21 protein-coding genes and 2 rRNA genes (1 of these 23 cut by a window edge) are annotated in these 23,743 nt (G+C 44.3%); 12 read left to right on the top strand and 11 right to left on the bottom strand.

Annotated elements, in window-relative coordinates; genetic code table 11:
- From DYADSP32_RS14470 to DYADSP32_RS14435, 8 genes are all read left to right on the top strand, one after another.
- A 23S ribosomal RNA gene (locus DYADSP32_RS14470) occupies window positions 1-1,300 on the top strand; it begins 1,519 nt to the left of the window's first position.
- A gap of 156 nt (window positions 1,301-1,456) precedes the next feature.
- Window positions 1,457-1,568, top strand: a 5S ribosomal RNA gene (rrf, locus tag DYADSP32_RS14465).
- A 215-nt stretch (window positions 1,569-1,783) separates the two neighbouring features.
- Window positions 1,784-2,161 carry a transposase gene (locus DYADSP32_RS14460; RefSeq protein ID WP_149242073.1) on the top strand — a complete coding sequence of 126 codons (378 nt, stop codon included), beginning with the start codon at window positions 1,784-1,786 and terminating at the stop codon, window positions 2,159-2,161.
- A complete protein-coding gene (locus DYADSP32_RS14455; protein WP_414618165.1) occupies window positions 2,136-3,125 on the top strand; it encodes an ISL3 family transposase in 990 nt (329 codons plus the stop codon). Before DYADSP32_RS14460 ends, DYADSP32_RS14455 begins: the two co-directional genes overlap by 26 nt.
- Before the next feature lie 531 nt (window positions 3,126-3,656).
- Window positions 3,657-4,142, top strand: a complete 486-nt coding sequence (locus DYADSP32_RS14450; protein ID WP_149242075.1) for a hypothetical protein — start codon at window positions 3,657-3,659, stop codon at window positions 4,140-4,142.
- Window positions 4,114-4,929 carry a tetratricopeptide repeat protein gene (locus DYADSP32_RS14445; protein WP_149242076.1) on the top strand — a complete coding sequence of 272 codons (816 nt, stop codon included), beginning with the start codon at window positions 4,114-4,116 and terminating at the stop codon, window positions 4,927-4,929. The genes DYADSP32_RS14450 and DYADSP32_RS14445 overlap by 29 nt, the downstream gene beginning before the upstream one ends.
- A 252-nt stretch (window positions 4,930-5,181) precedes the next feature.
- On the top strand, window positions 5,182-6,297 hold the full coding sequence (locus DYADSP32_RS14440) for a DUF5009 domain-containing protein (RefSeq protein WP_149242077.1): 1,116 nt from the start codon (window positions 5,182-5,184) through the stop codon (window positions 6,295-6,297).
- A gap of 385 nt (window positions 6,298-6,682) precedes the next feature.
- Window positions 6,683-7,432 carry a tetratricopeptide repeat protein gene (locus tag DYADSP32_RS14435; protein ID WP_414617778.1) on the top strand — a complete coding sequence of 250 codons (750 nt, stop codon included), beginning with the start codon at window positions 6,683-6,685 and terminating at the stop codon, window positions 7,430-7,432.
- A gap of 18 nt (window positions 7,433-7,450) precedes the next feature.
- Here the strand turns inward: DYADSP32_RS14435 and DYADSP32_RS14430 are convergent, their stop codons facing one another.
- The 4 genes from DYADSP32_RS14430 to DYADSP32_RS14415 all read right to left on the bottom strand — a co-directional run bounded on the left by DYADSP32_RS14430 (window position 7,451) and on the right by DYADSP32_RS14415 (window position 12,114).
- Entirely contained in the window at window positions 7,451-8,536 is a 1,086-nt protein-coding gene (locus tag DYADSP32_RS14430; protein ID WP_414617777.1) for a winged helix DNA-binding domain-containing protein, read from the bottom strand.
- 14 nt (window positions 8,537-8,550) lie between these two features.
- Window positions 8,551-9,225: a 2-C-methyl-D-erythritol 4-phosphate cytidylyltransferase gene (locus DYADSP32_RS14425; RefSeq protein WP_149242079.1), complete on the bottom strand. Its 675-nt coding sequence runs from the start codon at window positions 9,223-9,225 to the stop codon at window positions 8,551-8,553.
- 96 nt (window positions 9,226-9,321) lie between these two features.
- Window positions 9,322-10,371, bottom strand: coding sequence for a tRNA preQ1(34) S-adenosylmethionine ribosyltransferase-isomerase QueA (gene queA / locus DYADSP32_RS14420; protein ID WP_149242080.1), 1,050 nt, complete (start codon window positions 10,369-10,371; stop codon window positions 9,322-9,324).
- A 246-nt stretch (window positions 10,372-10,617) separates the two neighbouring features.
- A complete protein-coding gene (locus DYADSP32_RS14415; RefSeq protein WP_149242081.1) occupies window positions 10,618-12,114 on the bottom strand; it encodes an acetyl-CoA carboxylase biotin carboxylase subunit in 1,497 nt (498 codons plus the stop codon).
- A gap of 182 nt (window positions 12,115-12,296) precedes the next feature.
- Here DYADSP32_RS14415 and DYADSP32_RS14410 point away from each other — a divergent pair, with 182 nt between their 5' ends.
- The gene (locus tag DYADSP32_RS14410; protein WP_149242082.1) at window positions 12,297-13,568 is read left to right on the top strand and encodes an aminotransferase class I/II-fold pyridoxal phosphate-dependent enzyme; all 1,272 of its coding nucleotides are present in this window, start codon (window positions 12,297-12,299) and stop codon (window positions 13,566-13,568) included.
- Between the two features lie 256 nt (window positions 13,569-13,824).
- Window positions 13,825-14,004 (top strand): histone H1, encoded by a 180-nt coding sequence (locus tag DYADSP32_RS14405; protein WP_149242083.1) that lies wholly within the window; start codon window positions 13,825-13,827, stop codon window positions 14,002-14,004.
- Between the two features lie 53 nt (window positions 14,005-14,057).
- Here DYADSP32_RS14405 and DYADSP32_RS14400 read toward each other — a convergent pair whose 3' ends face one another.
- The 3 genes from DYADSP32_RS14400 to DYADSP32_RS14390 form a co-directional block, all read right to left on the bottom strand.
- Complete coding sequence (locus DYADSP32_RS14400) at window positions 14,058-14,474, bottom strand: MaoC family dehydratase (RefSeq protein WP_414617776.1); 417 nt, start codon at window positions 14,472-14,474, stop codon at window positions 14,058-14,060.
- 141 nt (window positions 14,475-14,615) lie between these two features.
- Window positions 14,616-14,993 carry a ribosome hibernation-promoting factor, HPF/YfiA family gene (gene hpf, locus DYADSP32_RS14395; protein ID WP_149242084.1) on the bottom strand — a complete coding sequence of 126 codons (378 nt, stop codon included), beginning with the start codon at window positions 14,991-14,993 and terminating at the stop codon, window positions 14,616-14,618.
- A 237-nt stretch (window positions 14,994-15,230) separates the two neighbouring features.
- On the bottom strand, window positions 15,231-15,533 hold the full coding sequence (locus DYADSP32_RS14390) for a DUF4286 family protein (RefSeq protein ID WP_149242085.1): 303 nt from the start codon (window positions 15,531-15,533) through the stop codon (window positions 15,231-15,233).
- Window positions 15,534-15,758: 225 nt separating this feature from the next.
- Between DYADSP32_RS14390 and DYADSP32_RS14385 the strand changes: the two genes are divergently transcribed.
- Window positions 15,759-16,178: a cytochrome B gene (locus tag DYADSP32_RS14385; RefSeq protein ID WP_149242086.1), complete on the top strand. Its 420-nt coding sequence runs from the start codon at window positions 15,759-15,761 to the stop codon at window positions 16,176-16,178.
- Window positions 16,179-16,251: 73 nt separating this feature from the next.
- Here DYADSP32_RS14385 and cysM read toward each other — a convergent pair whose 3' ends face one another.
- The 3 genes from cysM to DYADSP32_RS14370 all read right to left on the bottom strand — a co-directional run bounded on the left by cysM (window position 16,252) and on the right by DYADSP32_RS14370 (window position 19,345).
- Window positions 16,252-17,124: a cysteine synthase CysM gene (gene cysM / locus DYADSP32_RS14380; protein ID WP_149242087.1), complete on the bottom strand. Its 873-nt coding sequence runs from the start codon at window positions 17,122-17,124 to the stop codon at window positions 16,252-16,254.
- Window positions 17,125-17,321: 197 nt separating this feature from the next.
- The gene (locus tag DYADSP32_RS14375) at window positions 17,322-18,527 is read right to left on the bottom strand and encodes a lipase family protein (RefSeq protein WP_149242088.1); all 1,206 of its coding nucleotides are present in this window, start codon (window positions 18,525-18,527) and stop codon (window positions 17,322-17,324) included.
- Between the two features lie 86 nt (window positions 18,528-18,613).
- Entirely contained in the window at window positions 18,614-19,345 is a 732-nt protein-coding gene (locus DYADSP32_RS14370; protein ID WP_149242089.1) for an alpha/beta fold hydrolase, read from the bottom strand.
- Window positions 19,346-19,585: 240 nt separating this feature from the next.
- On the opposite strand from DYADSP32_RS14370, the gene DYADSP32_RS14365 reads away from it, so the two are divergent.
- A complete protein-coding gene (locus tag DYADSP32_RS14365) occupies window positions 19,586-21,382 on the top strand; it encodes a glycoside hydrolase family 15 protein (RefSeq protein ID WP_149242090.1) in 1,797 nt (598 codons plus the stop codon).
- Here the strand turns inward: DYADSP32_RS14365 and DYADSP32_RS14360 are convergent.
- Complete coding sequence (locus tag DYADSP32_RS14360; protein ID WP_149242091.1) at window positions 21,372-23,561, bottom strand: bifunctional alpha,alpha-trehalose-phosphate synthase (UDP-forming)/trehalose-phosphatase; 2,190 nt, start codon at window positions 23,559-23,561, stop codon at window positions 21,372-21,374. The two genes, DYADSP32_RS14365 and DYADSP32_RS14360, sit on opposite strands and share 11 nt — an antisense overlap.
- Window positions 23,562-23,743: the final 182 nt, after the last annotated feature.

Raw genomic sequence — 23,743 nt, 5'->3', positions numbered from 1 at the left:
GAAAAGGCTTCCAAGAAAAGCTTCTGAAACATCAGCTTATTGCAACTCGTACCGTAAACCGACACAGGTAGTCGAGAAGAATATTCTAAGGTGCTCGAGTGAATCACGGCTAAGGAACTCGGCAAATTAACCCTGTAACTTCGGGAGAAGGGGAGCCTCCTCGCAAGAGAGGCCGCAGAGAAATGGCCCAGGCGACTGTTTAGCAAAAACACAGGGCTCTGCCAAAACGAAAGTTGACGTATAGGGCCTGACACCTGCCCGGTGCTGGAAGGTTAAGAGGGGATGTCATCGCAAGAGAAGCATTGAATCGAAGCCCCAGTAAACGGCGGCCGTAACTATAACGGTCCTAAGGTAGCGAAATTCCTTGTCGGGTAAGTTCCGACCTGCACGAATGGTGTAACGATCTGGGCACTGTCTCGGCCGTGAGCTCGGTGAAATTGTAGTAGCGGTGAAGATGCCGCTTACCCGCCACGGGACGGAAAGACCCCGTGCACCTTTACTATAGCTTTGCATTGTTTTCGGGTCAGGGATGTGTAGGATAGGTGGGAGGCTATGAAGGGGTGTCGCCAGGCATCTTGGAGCCAACGTTGAAATACCACCCTTCGCTGGCCTGGGATCTAACTTGACTAAGTCAAGGACCGTGCATGGTGGGTAGTTTGACTGGGGTGGTCGCCTCCAAAAGTGTAACGGAGGCTTCCAAAGGTCTGCTCAACACGCTTGGTAACCGTGTGTGGAGTGCAATAGTACAAGCAGGCTTGACTGTGAGACCGACGGGTCGAGCAGGTGGGAAACCAGGGTATAGTGATCCGGTGGTTCTGTATGGAAGGGCCATCGCTCAAAGGATAAAAGGTACGCCGGGGATAACAGGCTGATCTCCCCCAAGAGCTCACATCGACGGGGAGGTTTGGCACCTCGATGTCGGCTCGTCACATCCTGGGGCTGGAGAAGGTCCCAAGGGTTCGGCTGTTCGCCGATTAAAGTGGCACGCGAGCTGGGTTCAGAACGTCGTGAGACAGTTCGGTCCCTATCTGTGGTGGGCGTAGGAAGATTGACGGGGGCTGCCTTTAGTACGAGAGGACCGAGGTGGACCTACCGCTGGTGAACCGGTTGTTCCGCCAGGAGCATGGCCGGGTAGCTATGTGGGGAATAGATAAGCGCTGAAAGCATCTAAGTGCGAAACTAGCCCGAAGATGAATCTTCCACATAAGGGTCGTTGTAGACTACAACGTTGATAGGCTGCAGGTGTATGTGTAGAAATACATTCAGCCGAGCAGTACTAATTACCCAACAGCTTGCACATTTTCTTTCACTAGAAAAAACATTTAATCTCAATCTCTTCTACTTCCAATATGACATGAAAAAAGGAATGAAAGGATAATGGAAAAAAGGATAAAGGACGAAAGGGATTTTCCCTTCCTCCATACTTCCTTCCTCCTTCTTCCCCTCAAAAGATCTTGTTGGTGGCTATTGGCCCGGTGTTCACCTCTTCCCATCCCGAACAGAGAAGTTAAGCCCGGAACCGCCGATGATACTTGGGTCAAACCTGGTAAAGTAGGTAGCCGCCACAATACTATTACAAAACAAAAAGCCTCGCAGAAATGTGAGGCTTTTTTGCGTTTAGGCCTGGGCGCGTAGTCCGGGGCGCGTAGTCCCGGCCACGCAGCCTGCGCGGCCCGATGGTTCGCCATCCCGGCCCGGGACAGAGAAGTTAAGGATCAAATCAAAAACTTGTGGAGCGCATAGGATTTTTCTAGGTTTGTGTTTTTAATCAAACCTGTTTGCTTTGGAGAGTTTCTTGCCAGTAGTTCAATTCCTATTTCCTGAGTTCATTCTAGAAAATTTCGCGCTCACTTCCTTTGATCAGCGGGATGGCGTCTATCATGCGCACATTGAGGAGAAAAACGTTGCAGAAGATGATCCGGAGCGCCAGAACTTGTTGTCAAAAGGCTTTTTCCCGGTTATTACGGTTCAAGATTTTCCAATTCGCGGGCACAAGGTATTTCTTCATATCAAACGACGTAGGTGGATGAATATAAAGACAGGCAAGGTTGTTTATCGAGATTGGACGGAAATTGGAAAAGGGACGCGAATGACAAGTGAATTCGCGAATTTTTTAAAACCGGGCCGGCGGGCGGATATCAGTCGATACGAATCCGAATAGTGTCCATTCTATCGGACAGTTCTATGGAGTAAAAGGACGTGACCTGCTACGTCAATACCGTGATTTTCAGAGCGAATTTAAAGATTGGAACCAAAGAGGGCACGCAAAAAAATGGCTTCTGTACCCGGAGAACCTTGGATCTCAACTGTCGATAGATGAAACCAGTCTCTCCCGCGGGGAACTTTACACTATTGTTACAAATAAAGCTGCAAAGGGCGGTAGAGGGACTATAGTCGCCATCGTAGCTGGTACTAAGGCTGAAACAGTTATTGAAGTCATTCGTAAAATCCCCGAATCATTACGTAAAAAAGTAACTGAAATAACCTTGGACATGGCCAGTAGCATGACTATGATCGCCAAGCGTTGTTTCCCGCGGGCAGTGCGAGTTACTGACCGCTTCCATGTACAAAGATTGGCAGTCGAAGCCCTTCAAGAAATCCGTATCAAACACCGATGGGATGCATTGGACCAGGAAAACGAAGCTATTGAGCAGGCAAAGGCCTCTCAGACAGAGTATCAACCAGAAATATTAGCTAACGGTGATACGGTCAAACAATTACTTGCACGCAGCAGGTACGCACTTTACAAAAAGCCCAATACCTGGACTGATGATCAAAAAGAGAGAGCCAATCTAGTCTTTGAGCGTTTTCCAGACCTGAAAAAGGCATATGATCTGGCCCAAGAACTCAGCAATATCTTCACAGACACAGAAGAAAAGCTATACGGGCTGACAAGATTGGCTAAATGGCATGAAAAAGTCAGACAATCTGGTTTTAAGTCATTCAATACTGTGGCCAGGTCCATAGAGAACCACTATCAAACCATCCTCAATTACTTTGACAACAGAAGCACCAACGCCTCGGCAGAATCTTTCAATGCCAAAGTAAAGGCATTCAGAAGCCAGTTCCGAGGGGTTAGAAACGTTGAATTCTTCCTGTATCGCCTGACTCAATTATATGCTTAATCCAAGTTAGTCCACAACATTTGCTCTTGATCCGAAGTTAAGGGGCACGCCTAGTGCGCGGCTGCCTAGGCCGGGGGCGCCCAGATCAACGTGATCCCGGCCATAACCGCCGCCGATACCCAGCCGCGCAGGTAGCCGCCACAATACCATTACAAATTAATCTCATCTTCATAAAAGATGGGATTTTTTGCGTTTAGGACTTCCAAAGACGAGCAGAGTTCAACTAACCATTGCTGATTTATATCAACCGAGTGGAAAGCGCTATTCCTCATATTTAGGGTTGTGCCTGCTGTCTTTTTGAAAACTCAGCATACTTATTGGTATCTAATTCTGTTAGGATTAGACTTAGAGCGTTACCTACTGGTTAATTTCATGCCTTAAGGTTACGGTTGTCAACGGGAACGTGACTTTCCTACATTACTCCCGTCTTGACAATACTTATTTTTGTCGCCGTGTCATTATCGTATGACCTCACGCAATAATTAATAGTTACTTGAAAATATAAATGATCATTTCGTTATAGTTCACTAAATGAAAGCAATCCTTATTATTTGTTTGAGCTTCGCATCCATCATTTCGTTTGCTCAGAATTATACCCTGCCACAAGGTGAATATATGGACACTACCCTTGTGATCAGTCCGAAATGCAGTCCGCCCTATTCTATATTTTATTACCAGGTCAAGGCTAAATATCCGGTTTCATCCGAAACGTTGCTTCGTGAGGCCAAAGATTTTATGAAAGAGAAAGGGCATACGTATACCGGCAGCGGCTACGTCACTTTTCGCTTTTATGTAGATTGTGAAGGTACTATGAGCCGCATTAAAGTAATGCAGACCGACGAGGATTATAAACCGGCCCGTTTTCAGAAGGATTTGGTGGAGGAGCTCTATCAGTTCGCTAAGAAGATCAATAAATGGCCAACAGGCATAGAAATACAAGACATAAAAAATGTCAATTACATTGCTTTCATCTCATTCAAAATAAAAAATGGAGAAATCATTAATATTATTCCTTAGCTTATTACTTGTATCTGCCGCCTGCTTATCGCAGGAAGTAACCCGTTGCAATTCAAGGGCCTTTCAGGACAGTCTGGTAGAAGTTTATTCGAAAAGGGCGTGGCAATTTGGAGACAACCACCCGCAACGGGAAGCGAGTTGGGACAGTTTGCTCGCTATTTGTCCAAACGTATCAGATGCCTACCGCGAAAAGGCTATCCCATATCTCAAAAGCGCTGACTATGCCCGGGCATTCGAGCTGGAAGACAAAGCTGTGGAACTGGATCCGGAAAAATGGATTGCATACCGGGGCTTCCTTCACTGTATTTTTACTAAAAACTATGAAAAAGCATTGGCAGATTTTGGCCGTGCCGAAAAACTCGTACCGAATGCAAACATTATGGATCATACTTATTCATTCTACCTGGGGCTATGCTACCTTGGACTGGCGGAATATGCTCAGGCTGAGCAAGCATTTTTAAAGGATGTCACTCAGCAACGGAAAGGGAATGGAAATAATGATTCCCATTTTAATTCGCTGCTTTACCTTGGGATTGTTTATTACGAAATACGCGAGTATGATCAGGCAGAGAAAGTCTTGAAAGATTGCCTCAGGTTATATACGCAGCTACCGGAAGCGAACTATTATCTGGCACTTACTTTGAAGAATTCAGGTAATTCAGAAGCCAGTTATTATTTTGAAAAAGCCAGTGAATATTCCAATTTGGGATACAGGCTTAATGAGGATAACGAGGCGTACGCAAACTATCCAAGGCAAATTTCACAGTCAGATATTGTGAGGAAATAAATATGGAATGCTTTCTCCCACTGAGTCATTGCATGAGCGGTATCGCAAACCGGTACCTGTTTTGTGCTGTAAATTTCGATTAAGGGTTAAATAGAGCCGGTCTGAAAACGCATCCAACACCAGTCGTGACGGTGTGAGCTTACCACGTTGTTAGCGTGCCGGGAAAGAGATTGGAAAATAATTTGGTAGTCAGGGTAAGTGAGAATTTGACACCAACCCGCTTTGTCTACGTAGAACCTTTAATTGACTTTTATGAATAATGACTCTGGTCCGGTTCCGGGTAGATTGGCCTCTATTGATGCGCTGCGTGGATTTGATATGCTGATGATCTCGGGAGGTGGGGCGTTCATATTTTTACTGGGTGGCAAAACCAATATTGGAGCCATAGATGCTATCTCTGCGCAACTGGAACATCCTGAATGGCATGGGTTTACGTTTTACGATTTTATTTTTCCACTATTCTTATTTTTGGCAGGAACCTCCCTTGCTTTCAGCCTTACCAAAGGGATGTCCATGGGCGTGGCCAAGGCGGTTTTGCTCAGAAAGGTTTTTGAGCGGATGCTGATCCTGACTATTTTGGGAATTCTGGATAAGAATGCTCCTATTGATTTATTTGATCCTGCCCATATCCGTTATGGCAGTGTATTGGGAAGAATTGGTTTGTCCACATTCATAGTAGCTTGTTTGTACGTTAATTTTGGCTGGAAACAACGTTTAATCATTGCCGTTGCGGTTTTAGTGGTGTATTACCTGGCGTTGTTACTTATTCCGGTTCCAGGTTTTGGCAGTGGGGATTTTTCATTCGAGGGTAATCTGGTGGGTTGGGTTGACAGGAATTTCATGCCTGGCAAGCTTAGACAAGGTACCTATGATGAACTTGCATTGCTCACGCAATTTCCTTCGTTTTGCCTCACGATTTTTGGGTCTCTGGCTGGGGATGTTCTGCTCAGACGGGTGCAGTCCATGGATAAGCTGAAATGGTTGGCCCTGGCCGGCGTATCAGGTGTGGTAATCGGGTTGATATGGAATCAGATTTTTCCGATTAATAAACATCTGTGGTCAAGTTCCTTTATTTGTTTAACAGCGGGGCTATCCTTCCTTTTTCTATTGCTATTCTATTGGATTATTGACGTGCTTGGTTATAAGAAATGGTCTTTTTTCTTCCGTGTAATTGGAATGAATTCATTGGTTATTTACCTGGTTATGCGTTTCGTCGATCTTAATGCCTCTTCCAGGTTACTATTCGAGGGTATATATAAGCATGCGGGGGAAAAGTGGATGGAGGTCTTCAACGCTTTAGGCGCACTTGCTATCGTTTGGTTATTTCTCTACTTTTTGTACAAACATAAAATATTTGTAAAAGTGTAAATGCTTCTGTTGCGAGGTTCGGCGAGAAGTCCGATGTGATTTTGAATCTTCATAGGGATAAATTGTAACCGGTGTTATTTGAGATCATTTTGGCACTGAAACACAGTCTTTGGCTATTTATTTGATCATTTTTTATTCCATATCGGGTCAGTTAGTGTGTCTTTTGTGATGGCCTTGTTGTGTAAGGTGAAAGCCCGGCATTTCAGGACGTAGTCCGGGAGAGTATATGTTTACCATTTGGGCAGACTGACTGTCCGAAACAGGTCAATATTGATGAAAAATGCAAACAGTATTGCCTTGTTAACTTTCAAAACTATGGATGGGAAAATCGATATTATTTTGCCTTAGCGTGATACTTATTTATTGCTGTTTTGGACAACAAAAAATGGATTGCAATTCTAAAATTGTGCAGGACAGTCTGTTGGAAGTATATGTCGAAAGAGCGGGGTTATATGGTTTCAATGATGAGCATTGGGACCTTACACTGGATAGTCTTCTTCGTATTTGCCCGGGGATTGCCCGTGTCTATCATGAAAAGTCGATCCCCTACCTTTACAATGGAGATTTTTCCACTGCCTTTGATTTTGTTAACAAGGCGGTTGAAATCGATAAGAAAGGATGGCTTGCTTACCGGGGATATCTCCATTGTATTTTCACCCGAAATTACGAGCGGGCATTGGTGGATCTGACGGAAGCGCAAACGCTGGAACCGTACGCGCACACAATGGATCACACTTACTTTTTCTACTTTGGCTTATGTCATTTAGGAACGGGTCAATATGAAAGAGCAGAGCAGGAATTTTTGAAAGATATAGCGCAGCAGGGAAGGGGATCTGGTCATAATGACATTCATTTCAATTCGCTTTTCTATCTGGGGATCGTCTATTATGAAATGAAAGATTTCGACAAGTCCGCCAGATACTTTAGGGATTGCCTGCAATTGTATGAACAGTTTCCTGAGGCCAATTATTATCTGGGGAGTGTACTCAAAATATTAGGTAGTCCTGCAGCAGCGGGTTATTTCGAACGAGCCAGAGAATTTTACATGGAAGGATATGAAATGAACGAACCCAATCTGAGTTTCATCAATTTCCCCCGACAGATTTCCAGGGCAGACTTGGATCGCATGCCATAAGTAGATGTTTTTTATTTTTCAGGCCTGCATAGTGGTAATCACTTTCTTTTCCAGGTACTTTCCGTATCTTTTCGCAGCGGAGCTTATCCGGTCTATGTTGCTTTTGCTGATGAAGCTGAAAGGCAAAAGCTCAATCTTGACGGTTTCTTTCTGGAAGGTTCTTTTCCAAAGCCCTTGCACTTCACCATCAGCTACAATGGTAGGCATGAACATCCCATTATTGCCGGGAACGATTCGGGGAAGATACTCCTTTCGAACCATTAGAGAACGGTTGGTATATCCAAGCATGTATTCGTCAAATCCAGGCAGCAAGTGCACTGTTTTCGTCGGAATATGTTCAGGTAAGGCCTTGCTAAACCAGTAGCTATGACCATCACACGACAGGTGGTCCAGATGACTGGAGGCCGCCTGTAATCCTAATTTTGCATCCGAGACTTTCAGACCCGTCCACCATACAAAATCATGAATTGTTGCGGGTCCATGGCTTGTAAAGTATCTCTTTGCAATTTCCGCAAGGGCTTCGTCACCGTCTAATTTTTTTGAATCTGTTATCCAGTCGTCCAGCAGTACGTAGGTTGGCTGTTTATCGTTGTGGGTACCGTGGCACAAAAGTTGTGTCTGGGCCAGATAATTGATAATGTGTATGCCCCGCTGATCTCTTGTGGAAATCCCTTCATTCTCCAGAATTTGATAAATTTCGCTTCGTATGAGTTGTGTGCCGCCTTCCATTGCCCTGGCGAGCAGGTCACGACTTTTACCCAAAATGGTACTGTCCAGTTCAAGTTGACGATGCCTTCCAGCCAGACCCGACAATATACGGGGTGCCAACAATTTTAACATCCAGCGTACATCGTCGGCGGCAATAAAATGTAATGTGCCGCGCATGGGCCATGTTCGGACTATTGATCGCTCCTTGATGGCATTTTCCACACACTTTTCGGAGCATTTTTTAAGTCGTAACCCAATTGACCATTTAGCTCCAGGATAGTCCTGAGCCTGGAGAGCGCCTAACCAGGAAACGACGTCTGAGGGCGTTTCAAAATTATTGACAGCGATCTGCTGATTAACCAAACGTAGTCTTAGTATATCCTGAATTTTCATCATTGATCCTCTTTAGATCAAATTTGTTTCAGATAGGTTTCAGCCAGAGCTAAATCCTCACTGGTCGTAATTTTTATATTGCGATAGGAGCCTTCGATCAGACGAATCGGATAGCCGGCAGATTCCAGGACGCTGGCACAATCGGTAAAGTGCTCTTGAAACGGTTGATCAAAAGCATGCTTCATCCAATCGAGTCTGAATGTTTGTGGTGTCTGGATCAGCCGCACGGAGGATCGGTCCAGGGTTGAATTTTCACCTGATTCTTTGACCCATCGTATAGAATCTTTCAAAGGAACACTCACAACGGATGTTCCATGCAGGGCTGCAGTGCTGAAAGCCCTGGCAATAATTTCTCTGCTTATAACCGGTCGAACGCCATCATGGACAGCCACCAATGCTTCCTGGCTTTCGATGGTTCTTAACCCATTTTTTACCGATTCGAAACGCGTAGCACCCCCAGCCACAAGCAAATACGGTTCATCGAAAAATTGTTGGACACAGAGGGTTTTCCAATAGGCAAACTGATTTTCCGGTAACACAAGAATGATGGATAAATCCTTGGAATAGCTCCGGAATGCGCTTAGGGTATGCATCAGGACCGGCACGCCGTTTACCGGAATGAATTGTTTTGGAATATCACTTTTCATCCGGCTCCCGGTTCCCCCGGCTACGATAATTACATATTCTTGCATCAGATTAGAATGAAGGTCAAAAAAAAGTCACTTACTCAAAGGTGTTGGACAACAAGCCTTGGAATAAGTGACAAAAATATATCTTTAACCCGATGATCAGATAATCAACATGGCATCACCATAGGTGAAAAACTTGTATTTTTCTTTTATGGCACTTTCGTAGGCCTTCATTACTAGATCAAAACCTCCGAATGCGCAGGCCGACATCAATAAAATAGACTCAGGAAGCTGAAAGTTGGACAGCATACAATTGGCTATTTTGAATTCGTAAGGAGGGAAAACAAATTTATCAGTCCATCCTTCAACGGCTTTAAGATGCCCGCTTGCAGATACCGAAGACTCAATCGCTTTAAGTGAGGTGGTACCAACGGCGCAGACGCGTTTTTTGTTATCAATCGAAGCGTTCACCAAATCAGCGCTTGATTGAGAAATACGGTAATTTTCAGAATCAGTTTTGTGCTTGGTGAGATCCTCTACGTCCACAGTACGAAACGTGCCCAGCCCTACGTGCAACGTAACCGGAGCAAAATGAACCCCCTTTATTTCAAGGCGTTTCATCATGGCCTTCGTGAAATGCAAACCGGCAGTTGGGGCCGCAACGGCGCCTACGTGTTCCGCAAAAATGGTCTGAAAACGTTCACGATCGGCTGTTTCAACTTTACGTCGTGAAATGATTTCTGGAGGGAGAGGTGTTTCACCCAGCTCATCTACCAGCTTCATGAAGGCATCATTATCACCGTCATACAAAAACCTGATGGTCCTTCCACGCGATGTGGTATTGTCAATCACCTCTGCAACAAGGTCACTGTCTCCGAAATACAGCTTATTTCCGACGCGGATTTTCCTTGCAGGATCCACAAGCACGTCCCATAAACGCATTTCTCTGTTTAGCTCCCGCAAAAGAAAAACCTCAATTTTAGCACCGGTTTTTTCCTTTTGGCCATAAAGACGAGCCGGGAAAACTTTTGTATCATTAATTGCCATCACATCACCGTCATCGAAATAATTGATGAGGTCAGAAAACATCTTGTGTTCAATTTCTCCGGTTTTACGATTGATTACCATCAGGCGGGATTCGCCGCGGTCGGATGGGTGAAGTGCAATTAGACTTTGAGGGAGGTCAAACTTAAATTCGGATAGCTTCATAGATGGTTATTCAGTGAAAGTCGATAGTTGTGAGTCATCAAAATTTGATAGGTATTGACAGATCTATTACCAAAAAAGTGATGATATAGCCCCATGTAGTAAAGGAAATATCGTGCTGTGAATACTTAAATTTTGCTCATCTTTAACAAAAACGCATATTATCTCGAATTTGCAAAAAAATAAGACCGCAAAAGTAAGCAATCTTTCGAAGGTTTGCCAGAATAGTTCACTTTTTGTTGTGAAAAATTAGCGTCGCGTAGACCATTTGGACTGATCTTTCCCTTGAATCGATGTATGATTGATGGCTGTTCCCTTATTTTCATGGAGAAGCCGAGCTGTGAAGAGCCCTGCAAGCTGGATGGCTGAAGGGTTGTCCGGTGCGCCCTCCATCAGGGAAGGTAAGAAAAAGGTATCCACAAAGTTCGTGTCAAACGTACCGGAGATAAAGGCATCGTGTTGCATCACAAAGCTGCAGAAGGAAAGGGTAGTCTGTACGCCGGTGATAAGGAATTCATCGATTGCCCGGATCATTTTAGCGACTGCTTCGCTTCGGTCATAGCCATAAGTGATAAGCTTACCGATCATCGGATCATAGTGAATGGGAATTTCCATGCCCTGTTCAAATCCATCATCGACCCGCACACCATTTCCCTGCGGTCTTTGGTAGGTGTATAATGTACCAACATCAGGAAGGAAATTGTTTGCCGGGTCCTCGGCATAGATGCGAACTTCAATAGCATGTCCGTTTATTTGCAAATCTTGTTGTTTTAAAGTCAGTTCCTTACCTTCTGCGATGTATATCATCTGGCGGACGAGGTCGATACCGGTGATTTGTTCGGTGACCGGATGCTCCACCTGCAAGCGTGTGTTCATTTCCAGAAAATAAAAATTCTGATGCTCATCCAGGATAAATTCTACGGTTCCCGCGCCATAATAATTACAGGAGCGTGCCACATCAATGGCACAGCGCCCCATTTCCTGACGCACTTGAGGGGAGATGGATATGGATGGTGCTTCCTCAATCACTTTCTGGTGCCTTCTCTGTATCGAACATTCGCGTTCGAAAAGATGAAGAATATTTCCATGTTGATCGCCAAGAACCTGGATTTCAATATGCTTCGGAGAAGTAATGTATTTTTCTATGAATACGGAGCCATCGCCAAAAGAAGAGGTGGCTTCACTGACCGCACGTTCCATTTGTTCATCAAACGCTTGTTCGCTGGTAACGATCCGCATGCCTTTCCCGCCACCACCCGCACTCGCCTTGATGAGAATCGGATACCCTATTCGGGCCGCAATCTGCTTGGCTTCCTGCAAGTCGGTTATGGCTGTAGAAGTGCCGGGAACCATCGGTATGTTGTACACACCCGCCGCTTGCTTGGCTGCGAGCTTGTTGCCCATAATCTCAATGGAATGTGAAGAGGGGCCAATGAAAATCAATCCGGCTTCGGTTACTTTCTGAGCAAATAATGCATTTTCAGACAAGAAACCGTATCCGGGGTGTATGGCATCTACATGCAATTCCAAAGCGACGGCAATGATCTTGTCCATGTTGAGGTAAGATGCCGAGGAAGGAGCGGGGCCAATGCATACCGACTCGTCGGCATATCTTACATGGGGAGCCATGCGGTCCGCTTCGCTGAAAACGGCGACGGTAGCAATGCCCATTTCCCGGGAGGTACGCAAGATACGGAGAGCGATTTCCCCCCGGTTGGCAACAAGCAGTTTATTGATTTTTGGCATGATTACAGTAGCAGCGTTTTGGGAAGCGTTAATTCTCTTGAAAGTAAAAGTAGTATTTTTATTAAATTCCCAATATACGGGCTTGCGAATCTTCGGTTCCTATTAATGTAAGGTTATTTTTTTTAGTTTTGCATTTATTTAACATTATCACTACTGGTTACCCACATAAAATTAGGATAGGCGTGGACATTTTCGAGAAACTGAATAACAACCTGGGGCCGATCGGCAACCCTGGGAAAGAATTAAATAGTCATCATTACTTTTCTTTCCCGATGCTGGAAGGGGAACTAGGGCCGCGGATGCGTTTTATGGGGCGTGAGGTATTGAACTGGAGTTTGAATAACTATCTTGGTTTGGCTAACCATCCGGAGGTAAGGAAAGTGGACGCTGAGGCTGCGGCCAGGTGGGGGCTTGCTTATCCGATGGGCGCACGTATGATGTCAGGGAATTCTGTACATCATGAAGCTCTTGAGAAAGAGCTGGCTGAATTTGTGGGTAAAAAGGATGCATTTTTGCTTAATTACGGTTATCAGGGTGTCATGTCGGCCATTGAATGTATTTGCGACCACCGTGATGTAATTGTATATGATGCAGAATCACATGCCTGCCTGATTGATGGTATCCGTTTGCATAAAGCCAAATTAGGTACTTACTATAAATACAATCATAATGACATGGCGAGCCTGGAAAAAAACCTGGTTCGTGCTACCAAGATGGCCAACGAAAAAGGTGGGGGCGTGTTGGTGATCACCGAAGGCGTGTTTGGGATGTCGGGTAAAGTAGGTGCATTAAAGGAAATTGTAGAGCTTAAGAAAAAATACGAATTCAGGCTATTGGTTGATGATGCCCACGGATTTGGGACCATGGGTGCAACAGGTGCAGGCGTTGGTGAGATGTGTGGTGTTCAAAAGGATATCGACCTGTATTTTTCCACCTTTGCTAAATCAATGGCTGCCATCGGGGCATTCATAGCATCGGATGATCCGCAGATCATCATGTATCTGAAATATAACATGCGCTCTCAAACCTACGCAAAGGCGTTGCCGATGCCATATGTGGAGGGATGTCGTCGGAGGTTGGAGTTGATCAAAGAGATGCCGGAGCTCAGGACTAAGCTTTGGGAAAATGTTCATGCATTGCAGAATGGTCTGCGTGGGCGTGGTTTTAACATTGGAGAAACTGAATCGCCGGTAACACCTGTCTATCTGCATAGTGAGGGTGGCATACCTGAGGTGACCCGAATGATACGAGACCTTCGCGAAAATATGGGGGTGTTTTGTTCAATTGTCGTTTATCCGGTGGTTCCCAAAGGACAAATTATGCTAAGACTGATCCCTACAGCATCTCACACGCTTGCCGATGTGGAATACACTTTAAATGCATTTACGATCCTGGCCGACAAATTGAAGGACAGGGTTTATCAAATAGATGAGGTGAAAGAGGTTGTTGAGTAACAGAATCGTCGTTTGTTGCGCAGGGAGGGCATTTTTCACAAAGTGTCCTCTTTTTTTATTTATTTTTAAAATCGTCAAATTTTTTTAATAATCTAGTATTCAGATAGTTATATTGTTTTGACTAATAAAATTGCATTATAAGATTGTTTTTTTTTGTTTTTTGGGTTGCGTTAATGCTTTTAATTACTAAATTTCGGCAATAACGTGCGTTTTTGGCTCGTTAGGGGCATTTTTAAACTAAAAAACAAATAAGAAAATGGCAAGATTTGATGAAGTAAAAGATTTGATTCTTTCTCTGGAAGGGGATTTCGATAAGTTCTATAACAAGGCTAATCAGGCTGCTGGAACTCGCGTTCGTAAAGGAATGCAGGATCTTAAAACGTTGGCTCAGGAAATCCGTTCTGAGGTTCAGGAGAAAAAGAATGCTGCTGAATAATTAATGCACACAGAAATATTGCCAAGCCCGGTGAATAGCCGGGCTTTATTTTTTTAAAATTTTTCCTGATTGATCATCGTAGCAACGCCCCTGGTCACAAGTTTTTTGGTCGTAACGTCAATGATTTCTGTCGAAATCTCGGCGATGTGTTTCTCTGGCTGAATGGATTTGATTGTAAATACCGCCCGATAATCCGTATCGACGAACATGGGTCTCAGAAATTCAAGGGTTTGTTTCAAATAAATGGAGCCAAATCCGGGAAATTCTGTACCCAGCACCTTCGTGAAAACGGTTGCGCCAAGCATTCCGTGAATGATGGGTTTTTTGAAATTTGTTGTAGCCGCGTATTCCGCATCTAAATGTAGTGGGTTATTGTCACCGGTTAATGCTGCAAATTGGATGACTTCATCCTGTGAGAAACGAACAGGATGGTCAAAGCTGGCACCGATTTCTGCTTTAATGTCAATCATTTTTTCTATTGGTATATTTTGTCAAAAGTCATATAAAAAAAACAATGCTGCAAATAAGTCTGAGGGGTCGTGGGAGTCCGGGGATAAAAATAAATCGGCTGCCGGAACCCGGCAGCCGATTTATTTTTATCTATATGTAACTTAATCTTCGATTTCCTCCGCTACAACAGCGACTGCATCACCTTCCGCTATTTCCTCAAATGATTTCGGAGCCTTGGCATTGGTACGCTTGTCTTTGAATTTTTTAACCTGCATTTTTAGTGTATCCACTGCCAGGTCCGTGGCCTCTTCAAAGGTTGTTCCCTTTTCACTCACAAACATCGTCCCCCCGGGAACATAAAGTTTAACTTCTATAAGTTTGGTATGTAATTTAGCGTTGTCACTTTTATCCAGTCTCAAAAACACCTCACCACTTGTGATCCGGTCGTAAAACGTATCCAGTTTATCGAGTTTTTGTTGAATGAATGTCAACAATTTCGGATCAGCATCAAAGTGGATTGCTTGCATCTGCAGTCTCATAAGCACTTATGTTTAAGGTAAAACATTATTTCCAACCATTCCCGCCCCGATTAATCATCGTCGGTTTTCCTAACGATCCTGCCTTATCTGAGAACAAAAACCCAATCGTTAATCGCCGCATGTAAAAAAGGTGCAGACGAACGGTATTTTAAATAAAGTCAATCTTTACCGTAATGTCAAGCTAATTTGAAGGTTTTTGTGAATTATTTAAGGTCGGAAATGAGGGGCATTTTTTGGCTAAACCTCTTCCAGTAGCGTACGGAAAGAAACATATTCTCCATTGAACCTGGTGTGATGTTTTTCTTGCAGATCAGCTTGATAGCCAGTCTGATAGGCTAAAAAGTCCTCCATGGTCCGAAACGAAAATTGTGAGGTGTAAGTGGACCCTTCGTTTTCTATCTCGGTCAACAAGCGGAGCAATTTGTGCTCGGTGGGAAGCCCGGTAGCAATAATTTCAGGAATATGAACTTGCTTCATGTAGTTAAGCCATTCCTTTTCAGCCTTGTAGCTGACATTTACTGTGATATTGAAAATAATCATGATGGAGTTTTTAAAATGCTTTTGCAAATATCAATGATAAGGGGTAATAAATTTTGATATGCACGGCAGTCTTTGAAAGTAAGCGTGCGATCAGGTTCTTTTTCCTTCCGCACGCTTGTTCTCTAGAGGAAAGACCGATTTTGATCAGATGTAAGATTTGGGAGATGCTGAATGTAGCGTTACCTTTGCTTGACATTCACAATCACCATAACCCGTCTGATTTCCATGAACATCCTTTTACGAGCGCATTCCGGTCTTCGTTATGTAGTACTTGCCCTGCTGGTTGCAGCCATTGTGGTTGCCTTTTCCAAATGGCAAAAATCTGAAAATGGTGATAGTAAACTATATTTGTTTGCGCTCATTGCCACCCATACCCAGCTGCTGATCGGGCTTATTCTGTTCTTTATGAGCCCGAAAGTTAATTTTGATCTGATTAAGGAAAAGGTCTTCCGTTTCTATTCTATTGAACACGGCTTCATGATGATCATCGCAGTAATTTTGGTCACCATGGGTAAAGCACGTGCTAAAAAGCTTGCTGGTGGGGACAAACACCGTACGATACTCGTGTTTTACAGCATGGCACTGATCATTATTCTTGCTGCAATTCCCTGGCCATTCCGCAATTTAGGAGCTGGATTGTTCTGATTTTAATGCTGGCTACCGAAAAATTTCCGGTAGCCAGTGTTGGAAGCATGTTGACTGTCCAAGGCCGTTGGCATCATGCGAACAGGTCACTGGATAAATATCGGTCGCCTCTGTCGCAGACAATAAAGACAATCACGCCGGAATCCAATTCTTTGGCAAGCTCTACGGCCGCCCAGGCAGCTCCGCCACTACTCATACCCGCAAAAACGGCTTCTTCTTTAGCCAGGCGACGTGTGGTCATTATCGCGTTTTCCTGGGTTACCTCCATCACTCGATCCACACGGGACCGATCAAAAATCTTTGGCAAATATTCAACAGGCCATTTTCTTATTCCTGGTATGCTTGATCCATCCGAAGGCTGGCATCCGACGATCTGGATATCATTGTTTTGTTCCTTTAAATACTTTGAAACACCCATAATGGTGCCGGTTGTGCCCATGGATGATACAAAATGTGTGATTTTACCCTGCGTGTCTTTAAGAATTTCGGGGCCGGTGGTATTGTAATGTGCACGCCAGTTATCCGGATTGGCAAACTGATTGAGCATAAAATATTTCTTGTCCAATACTTTTTCCTCGGCCAAATCCCGGGCGCCTTCCATCGTCTCGGTAAGTGTTACAGTTGCACCATAAGCCTCCATGGTAAGAACTCGTTCGCGGGTGGAATTTTGAGGCATAATAAGTTCGATTTCAAGATCAAACAACCGTGCAATCATGGCCAGGGCAATACCGGTATTGCCACTGGTGGCCTCAATGAGTCTGGTGCCCTTGGTAATCTCACCTCTTTCCAGGGCGCCTTTAATCATGCCGTAGGCTGCGCGGTCTTTTACACTGCCGCCCGGGTTATTTCCTTCCAGTTTTCCGAAAAGTTTTACGTTTGGGTTCGGGTTTATTCTGTTCAGTTCAACAAGCGGGGTGTTGCCCACCAAATCAAGAAGTGACGACATGTCGGGAAATTAAAGTTATTAATGTCTCAGTTTACAGGGCTGTTTTTTGTAAAACAGCCCGGATCTTATATGATCTCTGAACAACATCGGACATTACAGTAACGGTTCAAAACAATACTGGAAAAGGTGAAATAGGTGTAGAACCCTGGAAGGTAAACACATTTGCCTTTACTATAAACGGGTCTTCACTGTGGCTTTTACTTGTATTTAGCATCCTGAAAGAACGCCAGGGTGCCCAGTAGATATGGGGTAACGGACGAAGAATGAGTTCCCCCCGTTATCGTGGTAAGGGTAAGATCTGCTGCACCTTGCTTTTTCATCGCTGCTTCGGCATTTACCGAATTAAAATGAAATACCAACGGGTCGGCATCCCCATGAAAAAGCCTGGTAGGCGTTTTGGGTTTCCAGTTATATACATCATTGTCCGCAATGGCGGCTATAAATTCCTTATCAGTACCTTCATTCAAGGCTTTTTTGAATGTATCGGTAAGGATGGTGTGGAAACTTGCGTTTATAACTACTTTACTTGGGTTGTCCTTATTTGCAGCTATCTGTGTTGCATAGGGTTCTTTAAAATAATAAGTTGCCGGCTTATTTAATTTGTACACCCGGTCGTAAGTGAGCAGAACCCATAAGTAAAGGGAATTGTAGGAAGGAACTCCGAGGGTAGGGCTGTTTATGATAAACTTCATAAAGGCCGTTTTGTCGTAGGCACCGGCCCCACAGCTGGATGCTCTTAAATTAAATTCACCGGCTGCTTCCTCTTCTATTTTCTTTTGCAAAGACATGGTAGCGTAACCTCCCTCAGAGTATCCGGCAATAAACAATTTATCATCCCATTTCACTGCACTCTGGCCCCTCAAAAATTCTTTGGTTGCCCTAATCATATCTAGCGCCGATGACCCCAGACTACTCCGTGTCTCATAAGGATGTGGCAAATCTTTTGAAGCGCCATAGCCTATGTAGTCGGGATACACCACGATGTAACCCATGGACGAGAACAACGTACCAAAACTGGCGGCTTCGGTACCTGCTCCAAAATTGGAAGGTGCTTCTGCCTCTGATGTAATCGTTCCATGCTGTACACTGATCATGGATATGGGCTGATCCGTTACCGGGAGTATAACTGCCCCGGAAGCTGTTATTTCGGATCCATCGGTATTCTTTGTTTTATAGGTAAGCTTGTAAGCCTTTACACCATTTTTAACGTAAACGGTAAAAAGAGGGTTTATCTTAATAATATCGTCCTTAGAAAGTTCCTTTATCGAAGAACTTTCAGTTAAATATTGGTTGGTAATTGGGAGTGCCTCTTCCTTGTTATCACATCCGGAAAGGCATAGTAAAACAAAAATAAACGGAACCCACAGGTTCCAGAAGAAATAAGTTGAAGGACGATTTATCATAACAATTTGACAGAGAATAGCGCATTTGTCTAAGGTAACGAAAGCTTCGCAGTAAATATGCTTAAATATAAGCCGTTTTTTGCCTGCTATACTTTTCCCATGTACCAATTAATCATACGTGACATGGCGTCGGGGCGCTCAATCATTCCCATGTGACCGGCCTCGGCAAGAATAAACGGGTAGCTTTGTTTCGGGTATTCAGATAAGCTTATGCAACTTTCAAACGGGATCAGATTATCCATCATACCAATGATCATGAGAACAGGATAAGGCATTGAGGATAAAACGGCTGTTCGGTCTGGTCGGTTGCGCATGGCAGTCATGCCTGCCGACAGGGCCTCCGCCGGTATGTTACCATACTTTTCTACATGCATTTTGACACCATTCGGGTTAAGTTCCTTGTATCGGTCTCCAAACAGATTAGCCGCTGTGTTTTTCAGAAACGTTTGGGTGCCATGTTGGCGGAGCATCTCTATGGTTTGATTTCTCTGGTGTTTTTTTGTTTCATTATCAGCAAAGGCTGTGGAGTGAATCAGTCCAAATCCTTGTAGCATGTCGGGGTATTTTTCTGCAAAAGCCAGGGCAATGTAACCGCCCATGGAATGTCCCAGCAAGGTGAATTTTTGTATAGTAGCGTTGGTGAGGTACCGGTGCAATTCGTCCGCGTATTCTTCCACGCTCTGGCAAAAGGTGAATAATGAAATGTTGGGTCTTACAATGGTGAAATATTCATTCAAAGTAGCGTCGACGCTGTCCCATATCCTGTCATCCATGCCGTGTCCATGCAGCAATACCAGTGTTTTACGGTGTAGATTCATACATCTTTTGGTATAAAGTTGAGTACTTGTTTTGATAAATATACATAAACCTGGTTCTAGTTCTCCACTTTTCTGGAAATTCATGTGAACTTTTTCCGCCATTGGACGCAGTGCGTGCCCGGGATAAAATAGAATTTGTAACCTAATATAATTTAATGAGCCCTGGTGAAGCCCGCTCCCGGCAGTGGTATAGAATTTGTCAGGATGAATGCGAACCATCCATTTTTTAAACTGAATTTTATGGGCAGACATACTTATGACAGCGGGATCATCGGAAATTGTTCGTTTATCGCACATGTACAAAAGAACACCAACATCTCGTGGCTTTGTTGGCCGGCATTTGACAGTCAATTTGTTTTTGGCAACCTGCTGGATGAGCAGAAGGGGGGAGCATTTTCGATACTTCCGGAGGGAGAATATTCATCCCATCAGTATTACATTGAAAATACGAATGTATTAAGAACTGAGATTACCGGAGAATCAGGGACCTATCGGGTAACCGACTTTGCCCCACGTTTCAGGCAATATGATCGTTATTACAAGCCATTGATGCTCATCCGAAAAATTGAACCGCTGACTGAATATCCAAGAATTAAGATCAGATGTAAACCGGTTTATGACTATGGAAAAGGGGAGTATGCGGTTAGCAGAGGTAGCAACCATATTGACTACACTGGAGGGGATGAAAAAATACGACTTACGACTAACCTTCCCCTATCTCATTTTTTTGAAGAGAACTACATTGTACTGAGCGAAACAAAATACATTGTGCTTACCTATGGTAGTGCCCTGGAAGCTCCATTGCAGAGCACTGCGGAGCATTTCTTACGTGAAACGGTGGGTTATTGGAGGACGTGGATCAAGCATGCCACCATTTCTCCGTTCTTTCAGCAGCAGGTAATACGATCTGCATTGGCTTTAAAGATTCATCAGTATGAGGATACCGGTGCGATTATAGCGGGGAGTACAACGAGCCTTCCTGAGTCGCCCGGAAGCGGACGAACCTGGGATTATCGATATTGCTGGATTAGAGATAGTTACTATGTGCTTACCGCGCTGAACCACATCGGGCAATTCGAAGAGATGGAGCACTATTCAAAATACATTGCGAATATTTCGTACGAAGAAAAGGGCAGATACCAACCCTTGTACGGTATCACGGGTAAGAAAGACCTTACCGAAACCATTCTTGATCATTTGACAGGCTACCTTGGAAACCAACCCGTACGAATAGGTAATCAGGCCTTTGAACATATTCAAAACGATGTAAATGGCCAGGCTTTGATATCGCTATTGCCTCTGTACACCGATCACCGTTTTGTTTTTAAGGAACGTTCGGACTCCAATAAATGGGTTTCTTATCTGTTGGACAAAATAGAAAATACCATTGATGAGAAGGATGCAGGAATCTGGGAGTTTCGAAACTTCGCCAACTATCACTGTTATACCAACTTGTTTCAATGGGCTGGCAGTGCCGCGGCACTGAAAATCGGTCAGACATTGGGTGATGAAAAGATTATCGCACGTGCAAAGAGTTTGATGGAGAGAGCTTCAAGTCATATTGAGGATTGCTATGATCCGGAACGAAAGGTGTACACCACGGGTGTAGGAAATCCCAATCTGGACGCAAGTACCTTACAGCTCATCATGATGAATTACCTGGATCCGGCATCGCAACGGGCGAAAGACCATTTGGCCGCTCTTGAAAAAGAGCTGAAAACGCCGCAAGGATTGTTTTACCGTTATATTCACGCCGATGATTTTGGTAAACCTAAAACAACCTTTCTGATTTGTGCTTTCTGGTACATAGAAGCACTGGCCTGTGTAGGCCGAATTCAGGATGCGGTGGATACATTCACTGAAATAATGCCTTACGCCAACCACCTGATGCTGTTTAGTGAAGATGTAGATGAAAGTACGGGCGACCAATGGGGTAATTTTCCCCAGGCATACAGTCATGTGGGCTTGATGAACGCAGCCTATCGCATCTCTATGAAGCTTGATCGCCCGCCGTTTCTACCGGATCCTAAATTGTAACCTGATGTGCGGCAAGTGATTCCAGCAAGCTCCGCACTTCGAGAAAATTACTTACATAAAAACGGGCAGCTGAAACATTGCTGCCCACTTTTATACTGATTGCCTCAGGCGGTAATGCTTTAAATATATCCTCATCTGTATGATCATCACCGATCGCCAGGATGTAGTCGTATTCTTTGCCGTGTAAAATTTCTGTTGTAGCCCTTCCTTTATTAACTTCAGAATTTTTGACTTCTACCACTTTATCACCGTCCAGAAGCTGAAGCCCGTGAGCGGTCAGGTAATACCGAAGATTATCCATAAGTTCATTGGCCCTCAGGGCACCAAGACCTTCCTGCACCTGACGGTAGTGCCATACCAGTGAATAGCTCTTTTCCTCGACGAATGCACCAGGTGTTCTGTCGCAAAATCCTTCCATAATCTGATTTACCTCCATTTTCCAGCGATTCGACAAACCGGGGCGTTGTGTCCACTGTTCGTGTAAAAGTTTTCTCCATGCCCCGTGTTCAGCTACGAGATCATAATTTTTATGACCGAACCAATTCTCCAGGGTCTGGTACTTGCGACCACTCACAATCACCAGCCGATTATTTTCATCCTGGCTTAATTCATCGAGTAGTTTATACAGTTTGGGGTCAGGAGAAGCTTTGTCGATCTGTTTTTGAAAACCCACTAAGGTTCCATCGTAATCCAGGATAAGCAGTCTTTTTTTTGCTACTACATATTCTTTAATGATCTGCTGTCTGATTACGTTTTTGACCATCTTGGCTTTCATGGACTGCTGAAGTTGTTTTACTTCCGCCAGTCTGCTCATAAATATGCTCACCCAGTGATGAATACTGAACTTAAATACCACCTGCCGCATGGCCGTCATCCGAAGTTTTTCTTCTTCTTTGGACATCGTTAATGCTTCCAGAAGTGCGTTTCCAATACTTTCATGGCTATTTGGGTTAACGATCAGCGCATCGATAAGCTCCTTGGATGCGCCAGCCATTTCACTGAGGATCAGGACACCCGAATTGTCGGTTCTGCTGGCCACATATTCCTTACTTACCAGATTCATCCCGTCACGCATGGGCGTTACCAGGCAGATATCCGCCGCCGTATACAGTGCGGAGATGATTTCGATAGGATAACCGTGATAAAAGTAGGCAATGGGATGCCAGTCAAAGGTTCGGTACTTTGCATTGATATTACCCACCAGGCGGTCGATCTCATTTTTAAGCTCCCTGTATTGCGTTACATTGTCACGTGAGGGTACGACGATCATGTAAAAAGTGATCTTTTCAATATACTCCGGATGTTTGTCCAAAAACGACGAGAACGCCTCCAGTCGTTGAATAATGCCCTTGCTGTAATCCAGCCTGTCTATGGAGAGAATCAGTTTTTGCTCTTTAAAATTGTCTCTCAAATGACTCACGCGCCTTTTAACCTTTGCACTTCCGGCTAATCTGGCAAACTTTGCACTGTCGATTCCCATGGGGAAGGGCTCGGCAACCACAAGGCGCTCGCCCACCCGAAGCGTATTGGCAGTAGCATGTGTCTGAAGAATATAAGCACAGGAACTTATGAAATGACGTGCATCGTCGAAGGTATGGAATCCGATGAGGTCTGCACCCAGCATACCTTTTAGAATTTCATCTCTCCAGGGGATCAGTTTAAATAACTCCTGTGAAGGAAAAGGGATGTGCTGGAAAAAAGCAATGGAGGTGTCGGGCAGTGATTCTCTTACCATTCCGGCAAGTAGCAGTAGCTGATAATCGTGGATCCACAAGGTGTCCCCAGGTTCCATGTGCTGAAGTACAACATCTCTGAACTTCTCATTCACTTTCTTGTACATTAGCCAGTTTTGCTCATCATAAACCGCGTAGGTGGATAAATAATGAAAAACCGGCCACAATACCTCATTGGAAAACCCTTCGTAATATCTTTTGATTTCTTCCTGATCCAGGAAAACGGGAACCAGATTCAGTGACTTTAGCTCTGAAACAGCCATTTCCTGTATTTCTGGTTTTTCAATTTCCAAGCCTGGCCAACCGATCCAAATATTGTCCCCATCCTGATATATTGAACCCATTCCCGTAGCAAGTCCTCCTTCGCTCGGGCTGATCTTCAATTTGCTTTTATTTTCGGATATTTTTACCGGTAACCGGTTGGATACAATAATGGTTTTACTCATGATATAATCTAATGGTGATACCGTCAGGCTAAAAATTGCGTACCAGTCAATTGGCATTCGTTAAATCCCGGATGAGGCAGGCTCTGAAATAATGCGAAAATGGGATTACAAGCGGAGGGGGCAATAAAAGAGCCGAAGCAAGGGTTGCTACGGCTCTTTGAAAACAAAATAATGATAATGGA

The sequence above is a fragment of the Dyadobacter sp. 32 genome, assembly GCF_902506755.1.
Lineage (GTDB): Bacteria > Bacteroidota > Bacteroidia > Cytophagales > Spirosomataceae > Dyadobacter.
This window is presented reverse-complemented; position numbering and strand designations above follow the sequence as displayed.

What these genes read in the sequence shown, in the direction of transcription:
- DYADSP32_RS14450 (WP_149242075.1), top strand. Translation starts at nt 3,657, where the DNA reads ATGAAAGCAATCCTTATTATTTGTTTGAGCTTCGCATCCATCATTTCG.
- DYADSP32_RS14445 (WP_149242076.1), top strand. Translation starts at nt 4,114, where the DNA reads ATGGAGAAATCATTAATATTATTCCTTAGCTTATTACTTGTATCTGCC.
- DYADSP32_RS14440 (WP_149242077.1), top strand. Translation starts at nt 5,182, where the DNA reads ATGAATAATGACTCTGGTCCGGTTCCGGGTAGATTGGCCTCTATTGAT.
- DYADSP32_RS14435 (WP_414617778.1), top strand. Translation starts at nt 6,683, where the DNA reads ATGGATTGCAATTCTAAAATTGTGCAGGACAGTCTGTTGGAAGTATAT.
- DYADSP32_RS14430 (WP_414617777.1), bottom strand. Translation starts at nt 8,536, where the DNA reads ATGATGAAAATTCAGGATATACTAAGACTACGTTTGGTTAATCAGCAG.
- DYADSP32_RS14425 (WP_149242079.1), bottom strand. Translation starts at nt 9,225, where the DNA reads ATGCAAGAATATGTAATTATCGTAGCCGGGGGAACCGGGAGCCGGATG.
- queA (WP_149242080.1), bottom strand. Translation starts at nt 10,371, where the DNA reads ATGAAGCTATCCGAATTTAAGTTTGACCTCCCTCAAAGTCTAATTGCA.
- DYADSP32_RS14415 (WP_149242081.1), bottom strand. Translation starts at nt 12,114, where the DNA reads ATGCCAAAAATCAATAAACTGCTTGTTGCCAACCGGGGGGAAATCGCT.
- DYADSP32_RS14405 (WP_149242083.1), top strand. Translation starts at nt 13,825, where the DNA reads ATGGCAAGATTTGATGAAGTAAAAGATTTGATTCTTTCTCTGGAAGGG.
- DYADSP32_RS14400 (WP_414617776.1), bottom strand. Translation starts at nt 14,474, where the DNA reads ATGATTGACATTAAAGCAGAAATCGGTGCCAGCTTTGACCATCCTGTT.
- hpf (WP_149242084.1), bottom strand. Translation starts at nt 14,993, where the DNA reads ATGAGACTGCAGATGCAAGCAATCCACTTTGATGCTGATCCGAAATTG.
- DYADSP32_RS14390 (WP_149242085.1), bottom strand. Translation starts at nt 15,533, where the DNA reads ATGATTATTTTCAATATCACAGTAAATGTCAGCTACAAGGCTGAAAAG.
- DYADSP32_RS14385 (WP_149242086.1), top strand. Translation starts at nt 15,759, where the DNA reads ATGAACATCCTTTTACGAGCGCATTCCGGTCTTCGTTATGTAGTACTT.
- cysM (WP_149242087.1), bottom strand. Translation starts at nt 17,124, where the DNA reads ATGTCGTCACTTCTTGATTTGGTGGGCAACACCCCGCTTGTTGAACTG.
- DYADSP32_RS14375 (WP_149242088.1), bottom strand. Translation starts at nt 18,527, where the DNA reads ATGATAAATCGTCCTTCAACTTATTTCTTCTGGAACCTGTGGGTTCCG.
- DYADSP32_RS14370 (WP_149242089.1), bottom strand. Translation starts at nt 19,345, where the DNA reads ATGAATCTACACCGTAAAACACTGGTATTGCTGCATGGACACGGCATG.
- DYADSP32_RS14365 (WP_149242090.1), top strand. Translation starts at nt 19,586, where the DNA reads ATGGGCAGACATACTTATGACAGCGGGATCATCGGAAATTGTTCGTTT.
- DYADSP32_RS14360 (WP_149242091.1), bottom strand. Translation starts at nt 23,561, where the DNA reads ATGAGTAAAACCATTATTGTATCCAACCGGTTACCGGTAAAAATATCC.